The 17425-nt window shown below is 44.8% G+C and carries 22 protein-coding genes and 1 riboswitch; of the genes, 10 read left to right on the top strand and 12 right to left on the bottom strand.

The window, feature by feature from the left end:
* The first annotated feature begins 180 nt into the window (after window positions 1-180).
* Window positions 181-1398, top strand: a complete 1218-nt coding sequence (locus tag CHH91_RS15255) for an NAD(P)/FAD-dependent oxidoreductase (protein WP_095224312.1) — start codon at window positions 181-183, stop codon at window positions 1396-1398.
* A gap of 80 nt (window positions 1399-1478) precedes the next feature.
* Window positions 1479-1667, top strand: coding sequence for a hypothetical protein (locus CHH91_RS20310; protein WP_141234175.1), 189 nt, complete (start codon window positions 1479-1481; stop codon window positions 1665-1667).
* Here the strand turns inward: CHH91_RS20310 and CHH91_RS15250 are convergent.
* The 3 genes from CHH91_RS15250 to deoD all read right to left on the bottom strand — a co-directional run bounded on the left by CHH91_RS15250 (window position 1644) and on the right by deoD (window position 3603).
* Window positions 1644-2117, bottom strand: coding sequence for a divergent PAP2 family protein (locus tag CHH91_RS15250; RefSeq protein WP_095224311.1), 474 nt, complete (start codon window positions 2115-2117; stop codon window positions 1644-1646). The two genes, CHH91_RS20310 and CHH91_RS15250, sit on opposite strands and share 24 nt — an antisense overlap.
* A gap of 76 nt (window positions 2118-2193) precedes the next feature.
* Window positions 2194-2784, bottom strand: coding sequence for a biotin transporter BioY (locus CHH91_RS15245; protein ID WP_095224310.1), 591 nt, complete (start codon window positions 2782-2784; stop codon window positions 2194-2196).
* Window positions 2785-2892: 108 nt separating this feature from the next.
* On the bottom strand, window positions 2893-3603 hold the full coding sequence (gene deoD, locus CHH91_RS15240) for a purine-nucleoside phosphorylase (protein WP_038564986.1): 711 nt from the start codon (window positions 3601-3603) through the stop codon (window positions 2893-2895).
* A 192-nt stretch (window positions 3604-3795) separates the two neighbouring features.
* On the opposite strand from deoD, the gene CHH91_RS15235 reads away from it, so the two are divergent.
* The 3 genes from CHH91_RS15235 (at window position 3796) to CHH91_RS15225 (ending at window position 5810) form a co-directional block, all read left to right on the top strand.
* Window positions 3796-4056, top strand: coding sequence for a phosphocarrier protein HPr (locus CHH91_RS15235; protein WP_095224309.1), 261 nt, complete (start codon window positions 3796-3798; stop codon window positions 4054-4056).
* 81 nt (window positions 4057-4137) lie between these two features.
* Entirely contained in the window at window positions 4138-4635 is a 498-nt protein-coding gene (locus tag CHH91_RS15230; protein ID WP_095224308.1) for a cation:proton antiporter regulatory subunit, read from the top strand.
* Between the two features lie 2 nt (window positions 4636-4637).
* The gene (locus CHH91_RS15225; RefSeq protein WP_095224441.1) at window positions 4638-5810 is read left to right on the top strand and encodes a cation:proton antiporter; all 1173 of its coding nucleotides are present in this window, start codon (window positions 4638-4640) and stop codon (window positions 5808-5810) included.
* Between the two features lie 40 nt (window positions 5811-5850).
* On the opposite strand, the gene kapB is transcribed toward CHH91_RS15225, so the two are convergent.
* The 3 genes from kapB to CHH91_RS15210 all read right to left on the bottom strand — a co-directional run bounded on the left by kapB (window position 5851) and on the right by CHH91_RS15210 (window position 8288).
* A complete protein-coding gene (gene kapB / locus CHH91_RS15220) occupies window positions 5851-6231 on the bottom strand; it encodes a kinase-associated lipoprotein KapB (RefSeq protein WP_095224307.1) in 381 nt (126 codons plus the stop codon).
* Entirely contained in the window at window positions 6228-7406 is a 1179-nt protein-coding gene (locus tag CHH91_RS15215; RefSeq protein ID WP_095224306.1) for a MalY/PatB family protein, read from the bottom strand. The genes kapB and CHH91_RS15215 overlap by 4 nt, the downstream gene beginning before the upstream one ends.
* A gap of 69 nt (window positions 7407-7475) precedes the next feature.
* Complete coding sequence (locus CHH91_RS15210) at window positions 7476-8288, bottom strand: alpha/beta fold hydrolase (RefSeq protein WP_095224305.1); 813 nt, start codon at window positions 8286-8288, stop codon at window positions 7476-7478.
* A 266-nt stretch (window positions 8289-8554) separates the two neighbouring features.
* Here CHH91_RS15210 and yugI point away from each other — a divergent pair, with 266 nt between their 5' ends.
* Window positions 8555-8926 (top strand): S1 domain-containing post-transcriptional regulator GSP13, encoded by a 372-nt coding sequence (gene yugI, locus CHH91_RS15205; RefSeq protein WP_095224304.1) that lies wholly within the window; start codon window positions 8555-8557, stop codon window positions 8924-8926.
* 44 nt (window positions 8927-8970) lie between these two features.
* Here the strand turns inward: yugI and CHH91_RS15200 are convergent, their stop codons facing one another.
* Window positions 8971-9204, bottom strand: coding sequence for a DUF378 domain-containing protein (locus tag CHH91_RS15200; protein ID WP_095224303.1), 234 nt, complete (start codon window positions 9202-9204; stop codon window positions 8971-8973).
* A 144-nt stretch (window positions 9205-9348) separates the two neighbouring features.
* On the opposite strand from CHH91_RS15200, the gene CHH91_RS15195 reads away from it, so the two are divergent.
* Window positions 9349-10695 carry a glucose-6-phosphate isomerase gene (locus CHH91_RS15195; RefSeq protein WP_095224302.1) on the top strand — a complete coding sequence of 449 codons (1347 nt, stop codon included), beginning with the start codon at window positions 9349-9351 and terminating at the stop codon, window positions 10693-10695.
* A 39-nt stretch (window positions 10696-10734) separates the two neighbouring features.
* On the opposite strand, the gene CHH91_RS15190 is transcribed toward CHH91_RS15195, so the two are convergent.
* On the bottom strand, window positions 10735-11736 hold the full coding sequence (locus tag CHH91_RS15190) for a potassium channel family protein (RefSeq protein ID WP_176465812.1): 1002 nt from the start codon (window positions 11734-11736) through the stop codon (window positions 10735-10737).
* Window positions 11737-11815: 79 nt separating this feature from the next.
* On the opposite strand from CHH91_RS15190, the gene CHH91_RS15185 reads away from it, so the two are divergent.
* Window positions 11816-12607: a phosphotransferase family protein gene (locus CHH91_RS15185; protein WP_286160814.1), complete on the top strand. Its 792-nt coding sequence runs from the start codon at window positions 11816-11818 to the stop codon at window positions 12605-12607.
* 81 nt (window positions 12608-12688) lie between these two features.
* On the opposite strand, the gene CHH91_RS15180 is transcribed toward CHH91_RS15185, so the two are convergent.
* Window positions 12689-13246, bottom strand: a complete 558-nt coding sequence (locus CHH91_RS15180) for a thioredoxin family protein (protein WP_095224299.1) — start codon at window positions 13244-13246, stop codon at window positions 12689-12691.
* A gap of 111 nt (window positions 13247-13357) precedes the next feature.
* Between CHH91_RS15180 and CHH91_RS15175 the strand changes: the two genes are divergently transcribed.
* Together CHH91_RS15175 and CHH91_RS15170 are read left to right on the top strand one after the other, a co-directional pair.
* Complete coding sequence (locus tag CHH91_RS15175) at window positions 13358-14416, top strand: M20/M25/M40 family metallo-hydrolase (RefSeq protein WP_095224298.1); 1059 nt, start codon at window positions 13358-13360, stop codon at window positions 14414-14416.
* Between the two features lie 58 nt (window positions 14417-14474).
* Window positions 14475-14619, top strand: a riboswitch (FMN riboswitch).
* Between the two features lie 189 nt (window positions 14620-14808).
* Window positions 14809-15387: an ECF transporter S component gene (locus CHH91_RS15170; RefSeq protein ID WP_095224297.1), complete on the top strand. Its 579-nt coding sequence runs from the start codon at window positions 14809-14811 to the stop codon at window positions 15385-15387.
* 205 nt (window positions 15388-15592) lie between these two features.
* Here CHH91_RS15170 and CHH91_RS15165 read toward each other — a convergent pair whose 3' ends face one another.
* The 3 genes from CHH91_RS15165 to CHH91_RS15155 form a co-directional block, all read right to left on the bottom strand.
* Window positions 15593-15976 (bottom strand): TraR/DksA C4-type zinc finger protein, encoded by a 384-nt coding sequence (locus CHH91_RS15165; protein WP_095224296.1) that lies wholly within the window; start codon window positions 15974-15976, stop codon window positions 15593-15595.
* Window positions 15977-15992: 16 nt separating this feature from the next.
* Window positions 15993-16379 (bottom strand): PaaI family thioesterase, encoded by a 387-nt coding sequence (locus CHH91_RS15160; RefSeq protein ID WP_095224295.1) that lies wholly within the window; start codon window positions 16377-16379, stop codon window positions 15993-15995.
* 92 nt (window positions 16380-16471) lie between these two features.
* Window positions 16472-17419, bottom strand: a complete 948-nt coding sequence (locus tag CHH91_RS15155) for a 1,4-dihydroxy-2-naphthoate polyprenyltransferase (RefSeq protein ID WP_095224294.1) — start codon at window positions 17417-17419, stop codon at window positions 16472-16474.
* Window positions 17420-17425 lie beyond the last annotated feature (6 nt).

The following is a 17425-nucleotide window of genomic DNA, read 5'->3' as shown; positions in this document are numbered from 1 at the left end:
CTTTTTTTGGTTGATAAAAGGAAAGAAAACGTTTACCATAATATTGATGACGGTTTTGTGACAGTTTTATGTTTTCATCTGCTTTATAAAGTGAATAGTATCACAAACAAAAATATTAATGTGTTGTTAGGTTGCTGAAGCTTAGGAAAAACCAAACTATGTTAATGGATGTGATCGAAGATGAGCAAACCCAAAATTGTGATTGCAGGTGCTGGTTACGGCGGCCTGATCACGACAGTGAAACTTCAGAAACTGATTGGAGCGGACGAGGCGAGCATTACACTCGTCAATAAGCATGATTACCATTATCAGACTACATGGCTCCATGAAAACGCAGCAGGGACGAGACATCATGATCAGACACGGATTGCCATCAAGGATGTTATCGATGCAAAAAAAGTCAATTTTGTACAGGATACGGTAACGAAAATCAAACCGGACGAAAAAAAGCTGGTGATGCAAAACGGCGAAATCTCCTATGATTATCTTGTTGTAGGCTTAGGTTTTGAACCGGCGAATTTCGGGATTGATGGTCTGCTTGACCATGCGTACATGATTCGGAGCATCAATTCCTCCCGTTTGATTCGAGAGCATATCGAGCACAATTTCGCTGTGTATAACAATGAAACGGAAAAGAAAGAAGAGCGTCTTAATATCGTGATCGGCGGAGGCGGTTTCACGGGCATTGAATTTGCTGGAGAACTAGCAGAACGTATACCAGAACTGTGTAAGGAATATGATATCGACCGCGATAAAGTACGTGTTATCGTTGTGGAAGCAGGTGCTTCCGTGATGATGGGATTTGATCCGCAGCTTGTAGAATACGCCTTGAACTCACTGGAATCCCGCGGTATTGAATTCCAGACGAATGCTTTCCTTAAGGAAGTGACGGCCGACAGCATCGTTTATGAAAAAGCAGGCGAGAGGCATACGGTCAAAACCAATACAACTGTTTGGGCAGCCGGTGTCAAAGGAAATTCGATTTTGGAGGAATCTGGGTTTGAAGTAAATCGCGGTAAGGTAATGGTGACAGACGATCTGCGAGACCCAAATCATGACGATATCTTTATTGTCGGCGATTGTGCTGCAGTGATAAATGATGAAACCGGAAAACCATATCCGCCGACTGCACAAATAGCTACACAGATGGGCTACAACTGTGCCCAGAATCTAAAAGCACTTATCCGTAAAGAAAGAAACACTCAAAAATTCGTGCCGGAAATCAAGGGTACACTGGCTTCCTTGGGAGGCGGTGATGCCATGGGTATGGTAATGGGCAAGAAGCTGTTCGGAAAGCCAGCAGATGTGATGAAGAAGGCATCGGATAATCGCTATCTTTATCAGCTTGGCGGTGTAGGACTGGTTTTGAAAAAAGGGAAATTCAATATCTTCAGCTAAACAAAAAGCAGCCATATGGCTGCTTTTCTTTTGTATAGGGATATTCTGATTTGTCGATGCTGTTACCAGAGGTGAAAGATATGATACGACGATGGTGCATTAGAGCACTCCTTTGCACCCTCTGGCTTACAGCTATGTATGTGACATGGAGCCAGCTGACTAATTTAACTGCAGAGGACGTCATCCAATATGAACAGAGGCAGCTCCCGGTGCGTGATTTCGGAAGCAAGCAGCTGCATTTGCAATTAAAACAGCAAATAGATGACTAGAGAAATACCAATGCCGGTCAGGGCGCCGAAAAAGACTTCAATCGGCTGATGTCCGAGCATTTCCCTGATTTCACGATTCTTTTCGAACTCTTGTTTACTGCCCCAGTGTTTAGCTTCGTCTACAAAGCGCTGGAAATCCTTCAATAGCAAATTAAGCAATACCGCTTGTTCACCAGCTTGTCTTCTTACACCAGATGCATCGAACATGATGATGATGCTAAAGACAAAGGATGCTGCAAAGATAGGGGAATCAAGTCCGCTTTCAAAGCCGATCGATGTTGTCAGGGCAGCCACTGCTGCTGAATGACTGCTTGGCATACCTCCCGTACTGAATGCAAGATCGGCCTGGATGCGCTTATCGGCAATCGCGCGGATGGGTACTTTTATTACTTGTGCGAAAACGATGGCAATCAACGCACTCCATAGTGGCATATTTTGTAACAATGACATGTACTGCTACATCCTTTCAGAGAAAAAGCTATAATATATGATGTACTCATTATAACTAAATTTCCCTGAGAAAATGTCATTTAAACGAAGTATTATATGTCACTTTACCTTTTTTGAAAGCATGAGCCACTCTAGGGTAAAAGAGGGCTGCAAGTATAGCGAAACAGAAATCTTTGATAAAGAATGGAATCATACTGATCCAAGCAGCCAAGTAGCTGATATCCACACCCATCCAAAGGTGCATGGCGCCATACATATACGTGACACCCATAAGATAATTTACAATTACACCAGCGATTACCGCCCCGAATGCCCGGTATCGTAAAGATGTCTTTTCCATGATGAATCCAGCGATAAAGGCAATAGGTATGAAAGATAGCAAGAAACCGCCAGTGGGACCAGCAAAGACACCAAATCCTCCTGAGAGATCTGCGAATATCGGCAACCCCGTCAGACCAAGCAATACGTAACAGATCATACTGTAGGCTCCCCATTTATAGCCTAACAGCAATCCAGCAAGTAAAGCGAAGAACGGCTGCAATGATAATGGTACGGTTTGTCCTCCGATTGGTACAGCAAGAAACGGAAGCCAGACCGAAATGTTTGCTCCGACTGTCATCAAGCCAACAAACATCGCGCTTGCAGTCAATTTACCAGTACGACTCATAACTTATCAACTCCTTGCAGAAATAGTAAACGACACTACCACTATTGTCAACTTGAATTTTATTAAGGTTTACAATTCAGGCATAAAAAAAGGCATAGAAGCCTTCTTCTATGCCTGAATTGCTGCATCCAATGCAATTTCCATCATATCGCCAAAAGTAGTCTGACGTTCCTCGGCAGTTGTTTCTTCGCCAGTGAGGATGTGATCGCTGACTGTAAGAACAGATAGCGCTTGACAATCATGTTTCGCAGCTATCGTGTAGAGTGCAGTCGTTTCCATTTCGACAGCCAAGACTTTGTAATCTGCCAATTTTCCGTAGAATTCCAATGTGTTGTCACGATAGAAACGATCGCTTGTAAACACGTTGCCAACACGGATATTCAACCCTTTTGCTTGTCCAGCCTGATAGGCTTTCAACAACAAATCAAAGTCAGCTGTAGGTGCAAAATCGACTGTGCCGAATTCCTGTCGGTTTATTTGGGAATCAGAGCTCGACGTGGATGCTAAGATTACATCACGAACTTTTACATCCTTCTGAATAGCGCCGGCAGTACCAACACGGATCAGTTTTTTCACACCGTAGCTTTGAATCAATTCATTTACATAGATGCTGATGGAAGGGACACCCATACCAGTACCTTGAACGGAGATTCTTTCTCCTTTGTATGTACCAGTATAGCCATACATTCCTCTTACTTCGTTATAAAGCTTTGCATCTTCTAAAAATGTTTCGGCGATGTATTTTGCGCGAAGCGGATCGCCAGGAAGCAGGATCTTGTCTGCAATCTGGCCAGCCTCTGCATTTATATGTACACTCATGACAGCACTCCTTTTTCTAGATGTGTCAAAATTACCATAAATACTGGAGAAACTCAATCTTCTGCCAAGAAGCTGTTTTTAAACTTAAAAAAGTGGCATATTTATTTAAAACCGCTTTCTTTTCTCCTATAATAATTATGTTACCACTTTCACATTTACATACATGAGCTATTTGCTTTGGAGGGAATTACGATGCAAGAGAAAACATTCACCATTACTAGCGAAACAGGAATCCATGCGAGACCTGCAACGCTGCTTGTTAATAAAGCCGGCCAGTTCAACTCTGAGATTGAGCTTGCATACAAAGAAAGAAAAGTGAACTTGAAATCGATTATGGGTGTCATGTCACTAGGTGTACCGCAGGGAGCACAGGTTGTTATTACAGCAGACGGAAATGATGAGGAAGCAGCGTTAGAAGGTATCCAGGAAGTGTTGGAAAACCATTTGAGCTGATCGAAAAAGCTGGAGATTTTCTCCGGCTTTTTTTATACTTTTCTCAAGGAGTTTAATACACCGTAGGGGGAGTCCTGGCTGATGAAATGTCATATATCACAGCTTCCTGGTATCGGAAGCAAAATTACGCTGCGCACTGGAGAAGAGGGGATGGTTGTCATCATCGTCCACCATTCTGGCAAACGGGAGCTGTATTTCTTCGAGGATGCTTCCAATGATGAAGCGGATTTCGCAATGGATTTGACAGCAGATGAAACACGGGAACTAGGCGCACAGCTTCTAGGTGCAACGTATCAGCCAGTTGATACCGATCAGCTGAAGCTCTTTCGTAAGCAAATCATCGTAGATTACATTGAATTATCGGAATCATCAGAGATTGCGAATAAGACGCTAGGAGAAGCGGCGGTACGTTCCAAAACCGGAGTAACTGTTATCGGGATCATCCAAGGTGATGAGACAATTGCCATTCCCGAGCCGGATACAGTTTTGCATCCTGGGGACGTACTGATGTCCATTGGAAAGAAAGTACAAATAGATGCGATGATTGACCTTTGTGCAGGTAAGGATGAACAGACTTGAGTGTGCAGCTGCCAACGCTGCTTGGAACTGGCCTTGTTTTGCTCGGCATTTTCTATTTGGGTTTCCTTTCCATCAAGATCCGTTTTCCTAATGTCATTCTGTATATCTTATTTGGCATCATTCTTGCAGATCTGCTCGTTCATAATGAGATTCTTCACTTTTCCAGTGAGGTTGGAATCGTTTTGCTTTTCTTTGTGCTCGGTTTAGAATTCAGTATTTCGAGACTTGGCGGAATAGCTAAGAAAATCTGGTCAACCGGACTGCTGGATGTGGTCTTAAGTCTTGGTGTTACGATGGGGATATGCCTCATTTTGAAGGTTGATTTGTTTACATCATTCCTTATTGGCGCGGTGGCATATGCTACAAGCTCCTCCATTACTGCTAAGCTGCTGGATGACAAAAGCAGAATGGCCAATATGGAGACAGAATTCATATTGGCACTCCTTATTTTCGAGGATATCATCGCGCCGATTTTAGTAGCTGTGCTAATTGGTATCAGCAGTTCGGGAAGCTTCGATCCGGTTAGTGCTGTGTATCTTGTGCTGAAAATACTTGCCCTAGCTGCAGGGGCGGTTGTTCTCAGCAAAACAGTCTTCCGCAGATTTGATACCTTCATGGATAAGCTGGAAGACGAGGACTTTAAAATTGTGCTGTTGATCGGAATAGCTTTGACATATGGCGGGCTTGCTGTCTACCTTGGATTATCCGAGGTGCTGGGTGCCTTCCTGGCCGGGATGATTTTAGCGGAATCAGGTAAAATCGAGCGTGTGGAACATGCTGTGATACCAATTCGAGATTTACTGCTGCCGACGTTTTTCATCTATTTTGGAACAACCATAGATTTCGGCGACGGTGTACCAATGCCGTTATTGCTTTTGATTGTCCTGATTTGGACAATAGCAGCCAAAGTGATGACAGGCTACTTTGGAGGATTGATGTACGGATTGCCGAAGAGAGTCGCTTTTCGCGGAGGATTGTCTATATGTGCCAGAGGAGAATTCAGTGTTGTAATAGCCAGTATTGCAATGGGTACGGCAAAAGTATTTGCTGGCATCTACATTGTCCTGGCAGCCTTCATCGGTGTATTGCTGTTCGAATTTGCCCCGCAGGTAACAAACAAGATTTTTGGTAAGCCTGTGACGAAAAAACGTAATCTGAAAGTGCCAGGCTCTTAAGACTGAAAAAAGGCAGAAGCTAAGCTCCTGCCTTTTTTGTTTATTTGAAGTAATCCTTTTCCAGCGTATCAACGTTTGCAAGCGCGAGTTCTTGATAGCGCGAGGCGGATTGTTCCTTCAAATCGTTTCTAAGCTGCTGAAGTGCAGTACGTAGGGAAGCGGAGTACTCAGGTACTTCGTCTGCAAATTCTGATACAGCTGTTTTCGGTATATTCGCTTTTTCATGCTGAGACAGTGCGCGGCGTTCATGGAAGAAAACATCTTCTGTTTCCTTTGGATGGTGCAGATCACCTTGTTGCGGATGCTTGAGAACGGCCAGTATCTCCACCAAATAGAACTTGCCGCGTTCCTCTTTGATTTTTCCGACATAGGAACCAGTTTTGTAGCGTGCTTTTACGACGCTGCCGATTTCCATAGTCATTTTGCAGCCTCGAATTCCTTAAGGCTGTTTGTCAGCCGCTGCAGGGCATCGCGCATCGTTTCAGGCGGACAGGCAATGTTCATCCGAACAAATCCAGCACCCGCTTCTCCGAACTGAATGCCATCATTGAAACCGAGCTTCGCTTTCTTGGCAAAGAAGTCCATCAATTCATTTTGTTCCAGCTGCATCTGGCGGCAATCCAGCCACATCAAATAGGTGCCTTCCAGAGGTGCAATTTGGATCAAGGAACTATCTGCCAATGCTTCTTCCGTCAGCTTTCGATTGACGGCCAGTATGTCCAGCAGTCCTTCCAGCCATTCCTCACCGTCAGTATAAGCAGCTTCCATTGCGGCAACTGCCATCGCATTCAGCATATGGAAGCCTTGCTTCGAGAACGTCTCCTGCAGCTGCTGCCGCATATCTTCCTGCTCAACGATGCTGTAAGATACCTGCAATCCTGCTAAGTTGAATGTTTTTGACGGAGAAAGGAATGTGATCGTCCGTTTGCACATGTCCTTAGACAAGGAAGCAATGGGTATATGCTGATATCCTTCATGAATCAAATCAGCATGGATCTCATCTGACAGGAGCAAAACATCATAGGTTTCGCACAGCTTTGCTAAGCGCTCCAGTTCTTCTTTCGTCCAGACACGTCCAACTGGATTATGCGGGTTGCAAAGAATCATCGCCTTTGCTCCTTCTCGGAAACATGTCTCCAAGTGTCCGAAATCCATTTGATATGTACCATTCTCTTCAAGGAGAGGGTTTTCGACGATTTCACGATCATGAGCTGTAACCACACTGTAAAAAGGAGCATAGACAGGTGTTTGAATCACAACTTGTTCACCAGATTCGGTAAATGTCTGGATGGCCATATGCAAACTCGTCACGACGCCCGGACTGTATAGAAGCCAGCTTGGCTTAATGCGCCAGCCATGACGTTTTTCAACCCAATTGGATACGGTCTTGGAAATACTCGCATCTGTGATTGTGTAACCATAGATGCCGTGTTCAGCTCTGCTCTTCAAGGCATCTATCACGGCTTGAGGCGCCTGGAAATCCATATCTGCGACCCACATCGGCAGAACATCTTCTCCTCCATATAATGCTTTGAGATTGTCCCATTTCACGGACCGCGTCTTTCTGCGGTCATGTACTATTTCGAAATTATGCATAGTCCGTACTCCTTCCATCATTTCTTTTCCCATTATATAAAGAAATGCTTCGAAAAGCGAAAGGCTTGATCATTCTATATACGAAACAATCGTCTCCGGTGTTTCTTCGGGTAAGAGATGACCGGCATCAGGCAGGATATGGAGCGTGGCATGGGGCAGCTCTGCAAGCAACCGATAGCCAATGGAAGGAGGCAGTAATGGGTCTTCTTTTCCCCAGAAAATGATTGTTTTTGCTTTTATTTGCTGCAGGCTGTCATTCGGCAAATCGCCGCCTCGTGATCGGATAAAATGAGCCAGACTTGGAAAAAGTTCCTTGTCCATAAAGGGAATGCTGTATGCAATCACCATCCGAAGGGTGACCTTTTCAGGATCTGCAACAAGGTGGCGGAGGAAACCAACGACGCTCGTAGCTTCGAATACGAATTGCATAATCGCAGGGAAGATGCTGGCAGAAGCAATCATGCTTGAAAAAGTGTCCGTTGGCAGCATATAGCTTGATGGTGCAAATAGAAATAGCTTATTAATACGTTCTGGGTAGCAATAAGCGAGACGCATAGCAATTTGACCGCCCATTGAGTGACCGCCAATATCCAGATACTTTATTTGCAAGTGATCAAGAAGAGATGCCGCAAGGTCGGTATAGTCTTCATAGGAAAAAGCTATATCAGATGATTTTTCACTATTTCCGAAGGGAGGGAAATCCAATGTTATTACCTGGTAACGTTGACGCAGGTCGGGTATCATGCGATGAAAGCAGCTTCCTGAGGCAAGGAAACCGTGAAGAAGAAGGATTGTACGTAATGAGTCGGTATTGTGAGAAGGGTAAATACGGTAATCGATAGCTATTTTTTTGTAATGGAAGGTATGGTTCGAGTAAGACATTCTAGCTGCCCCTTTGCCTGCAATTAATTCTAGTCTCGGTCATTTCATACTTTATATGCAAAAAAAAATAGCAAAGCGATACGGATCGCTTTGCCTACAGGGGGAATACGAGAAAGTCTTACAGTACTATGTATTGCCCAAATTGCTCCTTTGCAAACCTGTTCCGATAAAAAAATCATACTTAGATAAATTTTTGCCGAAACCAACTTACTGTGATAGAATTATTTATTGCGTATAAAAGTAGAAAAAATCAGGAGTTGTTTAGTATGGCAGAGAAGTTCGAAACAGGACAAGTATTGACAGGTAAAGTAACAGGAATCCAGCCTTACGGTGCGTTTGTTGCATTGGATGAGCAGGTTCAAGGTTTGGTTCACATTTCCGAGGTGACTCACGGTTTCGTAAAAGACATCAATGAGCACCTATCCGTGGGCGATGAAGTTAAAGTTAAAATCCTTGATATCAACGAAGAAAGCGGTAAATATTCCCTTTCTATCCGTGCTACTGAAGAAGCACCTGCAAAACAGCAGCAAGCTAGCAGCCAGAAGCAAGCTGTTTCTGAGGATGCTCCAGCAGGATTCAATACGTTGAAGGATAAACTTCAAGACTGGATCAAACAAACTGAAGGCAACCGCAAATAATTAGAAAGACCCCCATTGAAGGGGGTCTTTTTTGATTTATCCGTTTATGCCTTGGTAGTTGACGCTTCTTCCACTTCTTTGCGCTCAAGGAACAGAGCGGAAATCGACACAAGACCAGCCAAGCCGACAAGACTGTAAATGATCCGTGGAAAAGCAGCAGCTTGACTGCCGTTACCAAAGATACCTGCAACCAAGTCGTAGTTGAATAAACCGACTAGTCCCCAGTTAATCGCACCGATTATGACAAGAACAAGAGCGATACGCTGTACCATATTCAACTGCATAACCTCCATTTCATGAAGCGGGATGATAAATCTTTCTTAGCATGCCTTTGTTGGCTGATTATATTCCTGCAACAATTCTTGCTTTACTTGTCCAGTTTCGGTAAAGTTGCAGTAGTAAGCAGTTCAAGGAGGATGAATATGACACACATCGGATTCGATTATAAGAAAGCGATGCCATATATCGGGGAGCAGGAGCTTGATTACCTTGCACCGCTCGTACAGGCTGCGCATGACCAATTACATAATAAAACAGGTGCCGGCAATGATTTCCTTGGCTGGCTTGATTTGCCGACGGATTATGACAAGGAGGAATTCGCACGTATCAAGCAGGCGGCAGCCAAGATCCAATCAGATTCGGATGTCCTGCTCGTTGTCGGAATCGGCGGTTCTTATCTTGGCGCCCGTGCGGCGATCGAGGCACTGACGCACAGCTTTTTCAACGTACTTTCCAAAGAAGACCGCAAAGCGCCGCAAGTATTCTTTGTCGGCAATAGCATCAGCGCCCCTTATTTGAATCAGCTGCTTGATGCAATCAAGGGCAAAGATGTCAGCGTGAATGTCATTTCCAAGAGCGGTACGACGACGGAACCAGCAATTGCCTTCCGTGTCTTTAAGAAGTACCTGGAAGAAAAATACGGAGTGGATGAAGCACGCAAACGTATTTATGCCACAACGGATAAGGCAAGAGGTGCTCTGAAAACACTTGCCAGCAAAGAAGGCTACGAGTCGTTCGTCATACCTGATGATGTTGGCGGCCGTTTCTCTGTCCTGACAGCCGTTGGACTATTGCCAATTGCGGCAGCTGGTGTCGATATCGACAGCATCATGTCAGGCGCACAAAAGGCGCAGGAAGAACTTTCTGTATCCGATTTGAAGGAGAACCCGGCTTATCAGTACGCAGCTATTCGTAATGTCCTGTATAACAAAGGCAAGAATATCGAACTGCTTGTGAACTATGAACCGTCATTGCAGTACTTCAATGAATGGTGGAAGCAATTGTTCGGAGAGAGTGAAGGGAAGGATTTGAAAGGGTTGTTCCCGGCATCTGCTAACTTCTCTACCGATTTACATTCCCTCGGTCAATACGTACAGGAAGGCCGTCGTGACTTGTTCGAAACAGTCGTACATGTGAAACAGCCGGTCTCTGATGTGACGATAGAAGCGGAAGAGGAAGACCTAGATGGACTGAACTACCTTGCAGGTCAAACAGTCGATCAAGTGAACCATAAAGCCTTCCAGGGTACATTGCTTGCTCATACAGATGGTGACGTACCAAACTTAGTCGTAGAAGTTCCAGCACTCGATTCCTTCAGTTTCGGGTATCTTGTATACTTCTTCGAGAAAGCTTGTGCAATCAGCGGCTACTTGCTTGGTGTGAATCCGTTCGATCAGCCAGGAGTGGAAGCCTATAAGAAGAACATGTTTGCGCTGCTTGGCAAACCTGGCTATGAAGAAGAAAAAGCAAAATTAGAAAAAAGATTATAATAAAAAATCCCTTCTTGCCTTAATGGCTGAAGGGATTTTTTATTCAATATGCTGTAAGGTGATGATGCAGTCCTCCTGATGCATCGGTTCCTGGAAGTCTGGGTTCATATCCATACTTTCTCCTCGCATATAGCCGATTACCGTTTTTTCCTTGCGGGCAAAATAACGACTAGCTTCAAAGTAGCTTTTACCCGCTAATTCATTGGGCAGGGAGATGATTCTGATTTCCTGTTCTCGCAGAAAATGCAAAAGAAGTTCCAAATGACTTTTCTTTTCTTTATGATACACTTCGTGGAAAAACAATGTACTCACAAAGTCGTTAGATCGAATGACGACATCTGCTCCTGCACGTCGCAGATTTTCCTTTTGACTAAATGTCAGAACTTCAGCTACGATGTGAAGCTTTGGATTGTTGCCCCGCAACGCAATCGTCGTCAGAATCGTCATGTAATCAATTTGTTTTTCGTTTTTGCCAGCGTTGGCGGTGATGATAGCGGTCTTGGCATGCTGGATATTCGCTTTTTGAAGAGTCTTATCTTCAGAAGCGTCGCCGCGGATGAAGTGCAAAGGGTGTTCCCGGTAGGGGAGCATAGTCAATGACTGATCAATCAAGACGACAGATTGTTCAGGATGTTTTTCGGTCAGCTTTTCAAGCAGGGCCCTAGCCCGCTCATTCCAGCCGATAATGATTATATGATTGCTTCCTTTGAATTCGGTTAGTCCTTTCGAAAGATCCTGGGTATACTTTACAGTTCCAGCAGCAATAGTGGCCAAATAAAAAGTGACAAGACCCGCTCCTGAGAGGATAAGGACAATCGCAAGAATCTTGCCGGAAAATGTTTCAGGGATCAAATCCCCATAGCCGACTGTGGATGCGGTGACGAATGCCCACCAGACACCATCAAAATAGGTGGGAAACTGCTCCGGTTCTATGTGGCGCATGCATATTCCGAATATCACCATCACGATAAGTATAGTGGAGAAAAGACGGACAAATATGGGAAGGCGGAAATAGAAACGTCGCAGAAACTGCGTGACCATACTATCCCTCCTCATTTTTTTGTTAGTATATGTTTATTCACATTGTTTAAACGGACAGGAGGGGGAAGATTTGGATAAAATGATGGCAGGATGGCTGGAAAGCTACTTACAGGAAGCAATCTGGCATGTAGAAACTATTGATATGGGCTGGGATCATGACGTATATGTACTGAATAACAGCTGGGTATTACGAGTGCCGAAGAAGAGTGAGACAGTCAATCAGGAAGAGAAGAAGCTGCTCAAAGATTTACAAGTTAAAACAAACATTGCACTGCCAGCATTCACTATCTTAACGACTCCGAAGGGAAGCGAAGCTGTACTTTATCCATACATACCGGGACATCCTATATCTGCAAACATGTCAGATATAGTTCTTGAGGGGGCAGCGAGTCAGCTGGGTGCCTTTCTCTCGAAACTCCATCAACTGGACGCTTCCATGTACAGGTTACCGGAACGAGACAAATCTTATTATGATCGGCTTCAAGAAGGAATAAGCAGCTTTTATCCGAGTTTGCCTGCTTTTGTCATTAATTACACAGAAAGATTGTTTGCGGAATTAGAACCAGTTTGTACCGCTGTTGTGCATGGAGATTTACGATCAGCGCATATATTGTGGGAGGAATCGTCCTGCCGAGTCGGTATCATTGATTTCAGTGATATGCATGTCGGTGATCCAGCTATCGATTTTGCTGGAATCAGTGAGATAAGCAAGGTTTTCTTGCAGCAAGTACTGTGCGCGTATGAAGCTGATGATAAGGAAAAGATTTTACGGCGGGCAGAGCAGCTATCCAAACTAGGCTTATATTATGAGCTGTTTGAATATGGACCTAACAGTAAGCTATTAGCTGAAATGGAGAACCGATTTGTTTAATATGGGATACTTATATTGAATAGCAACTGTACCCCTGCAGTAATTTAATAAGAAGCAAAAAAACATCCGAGATGGATGTTTTTATGCTTCTTCAAGGCCTCTTTTCAAGCTTGCATAGACTCGCTTCCAGAAGTCTGTATTGTCACGATATGATTTTGTGATAAAAGTGAGCATTTGGCTGCGTTTTTCCTCATATTCAGGTGCATCCTTATCCGGCAGACTGCTGAAGGATTCATCAATATAAACTTGCAGTTCTGGAGCTCGCGGACCCCATTTCGCAACTTCATCTCCATTTTGGTTGATAAAGATGATGATTGGAATGGAACGGCTTTTACCATTAGTCAGGTATTGATCCATCAATTCCAAGTTCTCATCACGGCGAAGGATGCGAACATCGATTGCTCCGGCTTGTGCGATATGATAGAAAATCGGCAAATTCAGCATGGCATCCCCGCACCAGTCTTCTGTCAGTACGATAGCTCGCAGTTTTTGGGAGCGGAGTGTGTTGAAAAACTCTGTGTCAGCTGGAAGCTCGTAGTGATCGTAGATATGCATCGTATTTTCTTTATGTGTTTGCATGGAGTCCAAATACGCATCGATATTAATACCTTTTTCAAACCATTCGTTTAATGTCGTCATGTGCCTCATCCTTTCTGATGTTTAGTTTACCCGAGCGATAGGATAAACTAAACAAATAAGCCTCTGAATATGCTACAGTGATAGAAGACTACATAAAAAAGGCGGATAGATATGCAACTAGAGAATCAGGGATTTTTAATGGAGCTGCTGCGGACGGCATCTCCGTCCAGCTATGAAATGGATATACAGAAGAAGTGGATGAAGGAATATGCTCCATACGCAGATGAGATGCGTACAGATGTGTCAGGTAATGCCATTGCAGTTGTGAATCCAGATGCAGAATTCAAAGTGCTGCTTGCTGGTCATTGTGATGAAATTGCGATGGTCGTAACGGGGATCGACCAGAACGGTTTCCTGCAGATTGATGAAGTGGGACGCTTCAATGCAAAAGCTGCACTTGGTATGACCGTACAGGTCATAGGCTATAACAAGACGATTCCAGGTGTCGTAGGTGTAAATGCGATGCATCTCGGAGGCGTGAAGGGAGACTTTGAACTGCCAGATCTGTATATTGATTGCGGAGCTAAGTCTAAACAGGAAATGGAGCAATACGTGCAAGTAGGTGACTTGATCGTGTACCAGCGGCAGCCATCAGTGCTGATGGAACGTTATGTTACTGGGCGAGGTTTGGATAACCGTACAGGTTCATTCATCGTTGGAGAAGTTGTCCGCCGGCTTAAGCAAGAGAACGTCAATATTGGCGTATATGCAGTCAGCACAGTGAATGAAGAAACGAATATGGGAGGGGCGTACTTCGCAGCAGCTGGTATCCAGCCGGATTTAGCGATTGCCTGTGACGTTACATTTGCGACCGACCATCCAGGTGTCAATAAGCGGAAGGCAGTGGATGTCAGCTTGGACGGGGGTCCTGTGCTGGCGAAGGGGGCACCTATCAACCGTAAAGCAAATCTTTTGCTGGAGCAAGCAGCGAAGGAACTGGATATTCCGCTGCAATACGAATTGACGCCCCGCACCACCGGAACGGACGCAGATAAGATGCGCTATTCAGGTAAAGGCGTGTCGACTGCGCTCGTATCCTTGCCGCTTCGATATATGCACTCCCCGGTAGAAACAGTAAGTTTGCAGGTCATCCAGCAGGAGATCGATCTATTGGTAAAATTCCTGACAAACCTGACAGGTGAAGAAAGCTTGAATCCATTGGATCTGTGAGCATAGGGGTTGCAAATGCGCAGAAAGCAGTTATAATATAATAACAAAACTAAATCGATTCTATCTTCGGGGCAGGGTGCAATTCCCGACCGACGGTGACAGCAGGAAACTGCTGAAGTCCGTGACCCGCAGAACATAGTTCTGCGGCTGATCCGGTGCAAGTCCGGGACCGACAGTGAAAGTCTGGATGGGAGAAGATACGAAGCAGAAGAGGGATGCCGAACGGGCTATCCTTGTTTCCATACGGTATCCGTATGTTTAACATCTTCATGCTTATTTGCGTATATTCCAAGCCCCAGAGCATTATGCTCCGGGGCTTTTTAACGTAGATAGGCAGCTTCCCCTTCATCAAGAGTTAGAATCGATAAACAAGATGAAGGAGGAGAACGATTATGCGTTCATCCAAGTTAACTAAAACAATCACTTTCGCTTTATTGGGAGCGATCAGCATGGTACTTATGCTGCTGAATTTCCCGCTACCATTCCTGCCGCCTTACTTGAAGATAGACTTCAGTGAGATTCCGGTACTGATTGCAGCACTGCTGTTTTCACCACTTGCAGGTGTTGCTGTCGAGGCAATCAAGAACTTATTATATCTTATCTTTACAGGTGCTGGTGACCCGGTTGGCGTCGTAGCGAATTTCTTGGCAGGCATGCTTTTCGTAATGCCGGTCGCATACTTTTACCATAAATTCAAAGCAGGCAAGAAAACACTTGTTTCAGGATTGGCTACGGGTACAGTTACCATGGCAGTCGGAATGGGTGTGCTGAATTACTTTGTTGTCCTGCCGCTATATAGTATCTTCCTAGGCTCTCCAGTAATGAGCGCTGATGCGAAATGGGCAGCAGTCATTGCAGGTATCCTGCCATTCAACCTATTGAAGGGTGTCATCATAGCAATCGTCTTTGTACCGCTGTTTGCAAAACTGAAACCGTGGTTCGCCAAGCGTAAAAGATCAGCAGCAGCATAAAAAGGCTCCCGATTCGGGAGCTTTTTTGTGTCCGAAAAAACAGTTGTTGCAATACAGGATAGTCCATGCTACAATAGTCTAGCGATGAGCTGAATTGCATAAGTCGGTAAAGCGCGTCTTAGACACGTGCGGATGTGGCCGCACGGCTTTATACGCCGCAATTAACAAAGGCACCCTGCGAGGGTGCCTTTTCTTATGCTCTTTTTTAAGCTCTTCTTGCTTCTTCTACTTCAGCTTGTTCCTCTACAAGTAAACGGGCAGTCGGTTCAGCCTTCAGCCGCTCCTCCGGAATAGGTTCGCCTGATTTCTCACTTACTCCGTAAGTGCCTTCTTCGATTCGGTCTAGTGCATCTTCAATATCGCGAAGTCGTTCACGTGCAGCTTCTTTCAATGTTTCGGCTGTCTCGCGGTCATGCATTTCCGTGCCAAGATCGCCTGGGTGATTGACGATTGTCGAGAGTTCCCCGGTAGAATCATTAGGGAATTCCTTGGCGCTGTTATAGCTGTCATTCCCTTTGATTTGTTCCTCTGCTTCTTCCTTCATTGCAAGCAATTGATTGCGGAAATAATCCAATTTATTTTTATCCATTTTCAATCCATCTCCTTTAGTGCCTTTTCGTTTTCACGGCCAGCGTACAGCGGGCGATAGAGAGCAGGTCCTTATTCTCATCTGAAATGGTTATTTGCCATACCATAGTCGATTTTCCAATATGGATCGGAGAAGCGACCGCAGTCACGATACCGGAACGGACACTGCGAATATGGTTTGCATTGATCTCCAGCCCAAACACCGCCTGTGTTGATGGGTCTGCGTGCAGGTTGCCGCCGATACTTGCTGCTGTCTCTGCCAGAGCTACACTGGCACCTCCGTGCAAGAAACCCATTGGCTGCCGGTTATGCGGCCCGACGGGCATTTCCATCACAACCTGATCCTTGCTTGCTTCGACCACCCGCATTTGCAGCTGCTCCATTAATGTTTCTGAGAAGTCCATAATAGTAACCTGCTTTCTGTATGGTAATGTATTTCCCGTACTAGTCTGTATTAAACCTATATAAAAAAGCGGGCAGGATGCCCGCTTCTAAATTAGAATGAAAGTGGTACGAATTGCTGGATCAGTAAAGCAATCACAAGCAATAAACCATAAATCGTATTCGTTTGTCCCGTTGCTTTCATTGCAGGCATCATCTCAAGCGGCATTGTCTTGCCGATGAAACCCCGGTAAGCATCACGGGCTTTTTTAATGCTCAGGAAAGTAATGACAGCCCAAATTGGAAGTAATCCTACAGCAATGAACACAGCAGTAATAACATAGCTGACGATGAAACAAATACCAAGGAAGGTAACACCTTTTTTACGTCCGAGCAGGATAGCTACTGTTTTTCTGCCGTTCACTTTGTCACCATCATGGTCACGCAGGTTATTGGCAAAATTGATACACGCGATGAAAATAGTCACTGGGATACTGATCAATACGACGTCTCCGGTAAGCGTCAACGTCTGAATGTAATAGGTGATGCAGATGATGATAGCACCCATAAAAACACCAGATGTCAATTCACCAAAAGGTGTATAGGAAATCGGATATGGACCACCTGTATACAAATAACCGCAAAGCATACATGCCAATCCTATTAAAGCGATATACCAGCTGGATTCCATGCAAATATACACGCCTAACAGCATGCTGATAGCATAGAATGTCAGTGCAAGTGACAACACGGTTTTCGGCTTGATACCGTCACGTACGATCGTACCGCCGATTCCGACAGACTGTTCATTATCCAGTCCGCGTACAAAATCATAATACTCATTGAACATATTTGTCGCACATTGGATCAGCATACAAGCAAGCAGCATAGCTCCGAAAAGCAGCCAGTTGATCTTGCCGTCCAATGCAGCGAGCATCGTTCCTATAAAGACAGGCACAAAGGAAGCTGTCAAAGTATGAGGACGCATGAGACGCCACCAAATTTGGAAGCCTTCGCGCTCATTAAGTGCTTGTCGCACGTTATCGTTACCGATGGATTGCATAATACT

The sequence above is a fragment of the Virgibacillus sp. 7505 genome (genome assembly GCF_002272135.1).
Classification (GTDB): Bacteria; Bacillota; Bacilli; order Bacillales; family Amphibacillaceae; genus Terribacillus.
This window is presented reverse-complemented; position numbering and strand designations above follow the sequence as displayed.

Excerpts from the sequence above, each read along its gene's own strand:
- CHH91_RS15175 (WP_095224298.1), top strand. The coding sequence starts at position 13,358 with ATGCAACTAGAGAATCAGGGATTTTTAATGGAGCTGCTGCGGACGGCA.
- CHH91_RS20310 (WP_141234175.1), top strand. The coding sequence starts at position 1,479 with ATGATACGACGATGGTGCATTAGAGCACTCCTTTGCACCCTCTGGCTT.
- CHH91_RS15250 (WP_095224311.1), bottom strand. The coding sequence starts at position 2,117 with ATGTCATTGTTACAAAATATGCCACTATGGAGTGCGTTGATTGCCATC.
- CHH91_RS15160 (WP_095224295.1), bottom strand. The coding sequence starts at position 16,379 with ATGGACTTCTCAGAAACATTAATGGAGCAGCTGCAAATGCGGGTGGTC.
- CHH91_RS15165 (WP_095224296.1), bottom strand. The coding sequence starts at position 15,976 with ATGGATAAAAATAAATTGGATTATTTCCGCAATCAATTGCTTGCAATG.
- CHH91_RS15170 (WP_095224297.1), top strand. The coding sequence starts at position 14,809 with ATGCGTTCATCCAAGTTAACTAAAACAATCACTTTCGCTTTATTGGGA.
- CHH91_RS15210 (WP_095224305.1), bottom strand. The coding sequence starts at position 8,288 with ATGTCTTACTCGAACCATACCTTCCATTACAAAAAAATAGCTATCGAT.
- CHH91_RS15185 (WP_286160814.1), top strand. The coding sequence starts at position 11,816 with ATGATGGCAGGATGGCTGGAAAGCTACTTACAGGAAGCAATCTGGCAT.
- CHH91_RS15245 (WP_095224310.1), bottom strand. The coding sequence starts at position 2,784 with ATGAGTCGTACTGGTAAATTGACTGCAAGCGCGATGTTTGTTGGCTTG.
- CHH91_RS15230 (WP_095224308.1), top strand. The coding sequence starts at position 4,138 with ATGAAATGTCATATATCACAGCTTCCTGGTATCGGAAGCAAAATTACG.
- kapB (WP_095224307.1), bottom strand. The coding sequence starts at position 6,231 with ATGACTATGGAAATCGGCAGCGTCGTAAAAGCACGCTACAAAACTGGT.
- deoD (WP_038564986.1), bottom strand. The coding sequence starts at position 3,603 with ATGAGTGTACATATAAATGCAGAGGCTGGCCAGATTGCAGACAAGATC.
- CHH91_RS15235 (WP_095224309.1), top strand. The coding sequence starts at position 3,796 with ATGCAAGAGAAAACATTCACCATTACTAGCGAAACAGGAATCCATGCG.
- CHH91_RS15180 (WP_095224299.1), bottom strand. The coding sequence starts at position 13,246 with ATGACGACATTAAACGAATGGTTTGAAAAAGGTATTAATATCGATGCG.
- CHH91_RS15255 (WP_095224312.1), top strand. The coding sequence starts at position 181 with ATGAGCAAACCCAAAATTGTGATTGCAGGTGCTGGTTACGGCGGCCTG.
- yugI (WP_095224304.1), top strand. The coding sequence starts at position 8,555 with ATGGCAGAGAAGTTCGAAACAGGACAAGTATTGACAGGTAAAGTAACA.
- CHH91_RS15215 (WP_095224306.1), bottom strand. The coding sequence starts at position 7,406 with ATGCATAATTTCGAAATAGTACATGACCGCAGAAAGACGCGGTCCGTG.
- CHH91_RS15155 (WP_095224294.1), bottom strand. The coding sequence starts at position 17,419 with ATGCAATCCATCGGTAACGATAACGTGCGACAAGCACTTAATGAGCGC.
- CHH91_RS15195 (WP_095224302.1), top strand. The coding sequence starts at position 9,349 with ATGACACACATCGGATTCGATTATAAGAAAGCGATGCCATATATCGGG.
- CHH91_RS15190 (WP_176465812.1), bottom strand. The coding sequence starts at position 11,736 with ATGGTCACGCAGTTTCTGCGACGTTTCTATTTCCGCCTTCCCATATTT.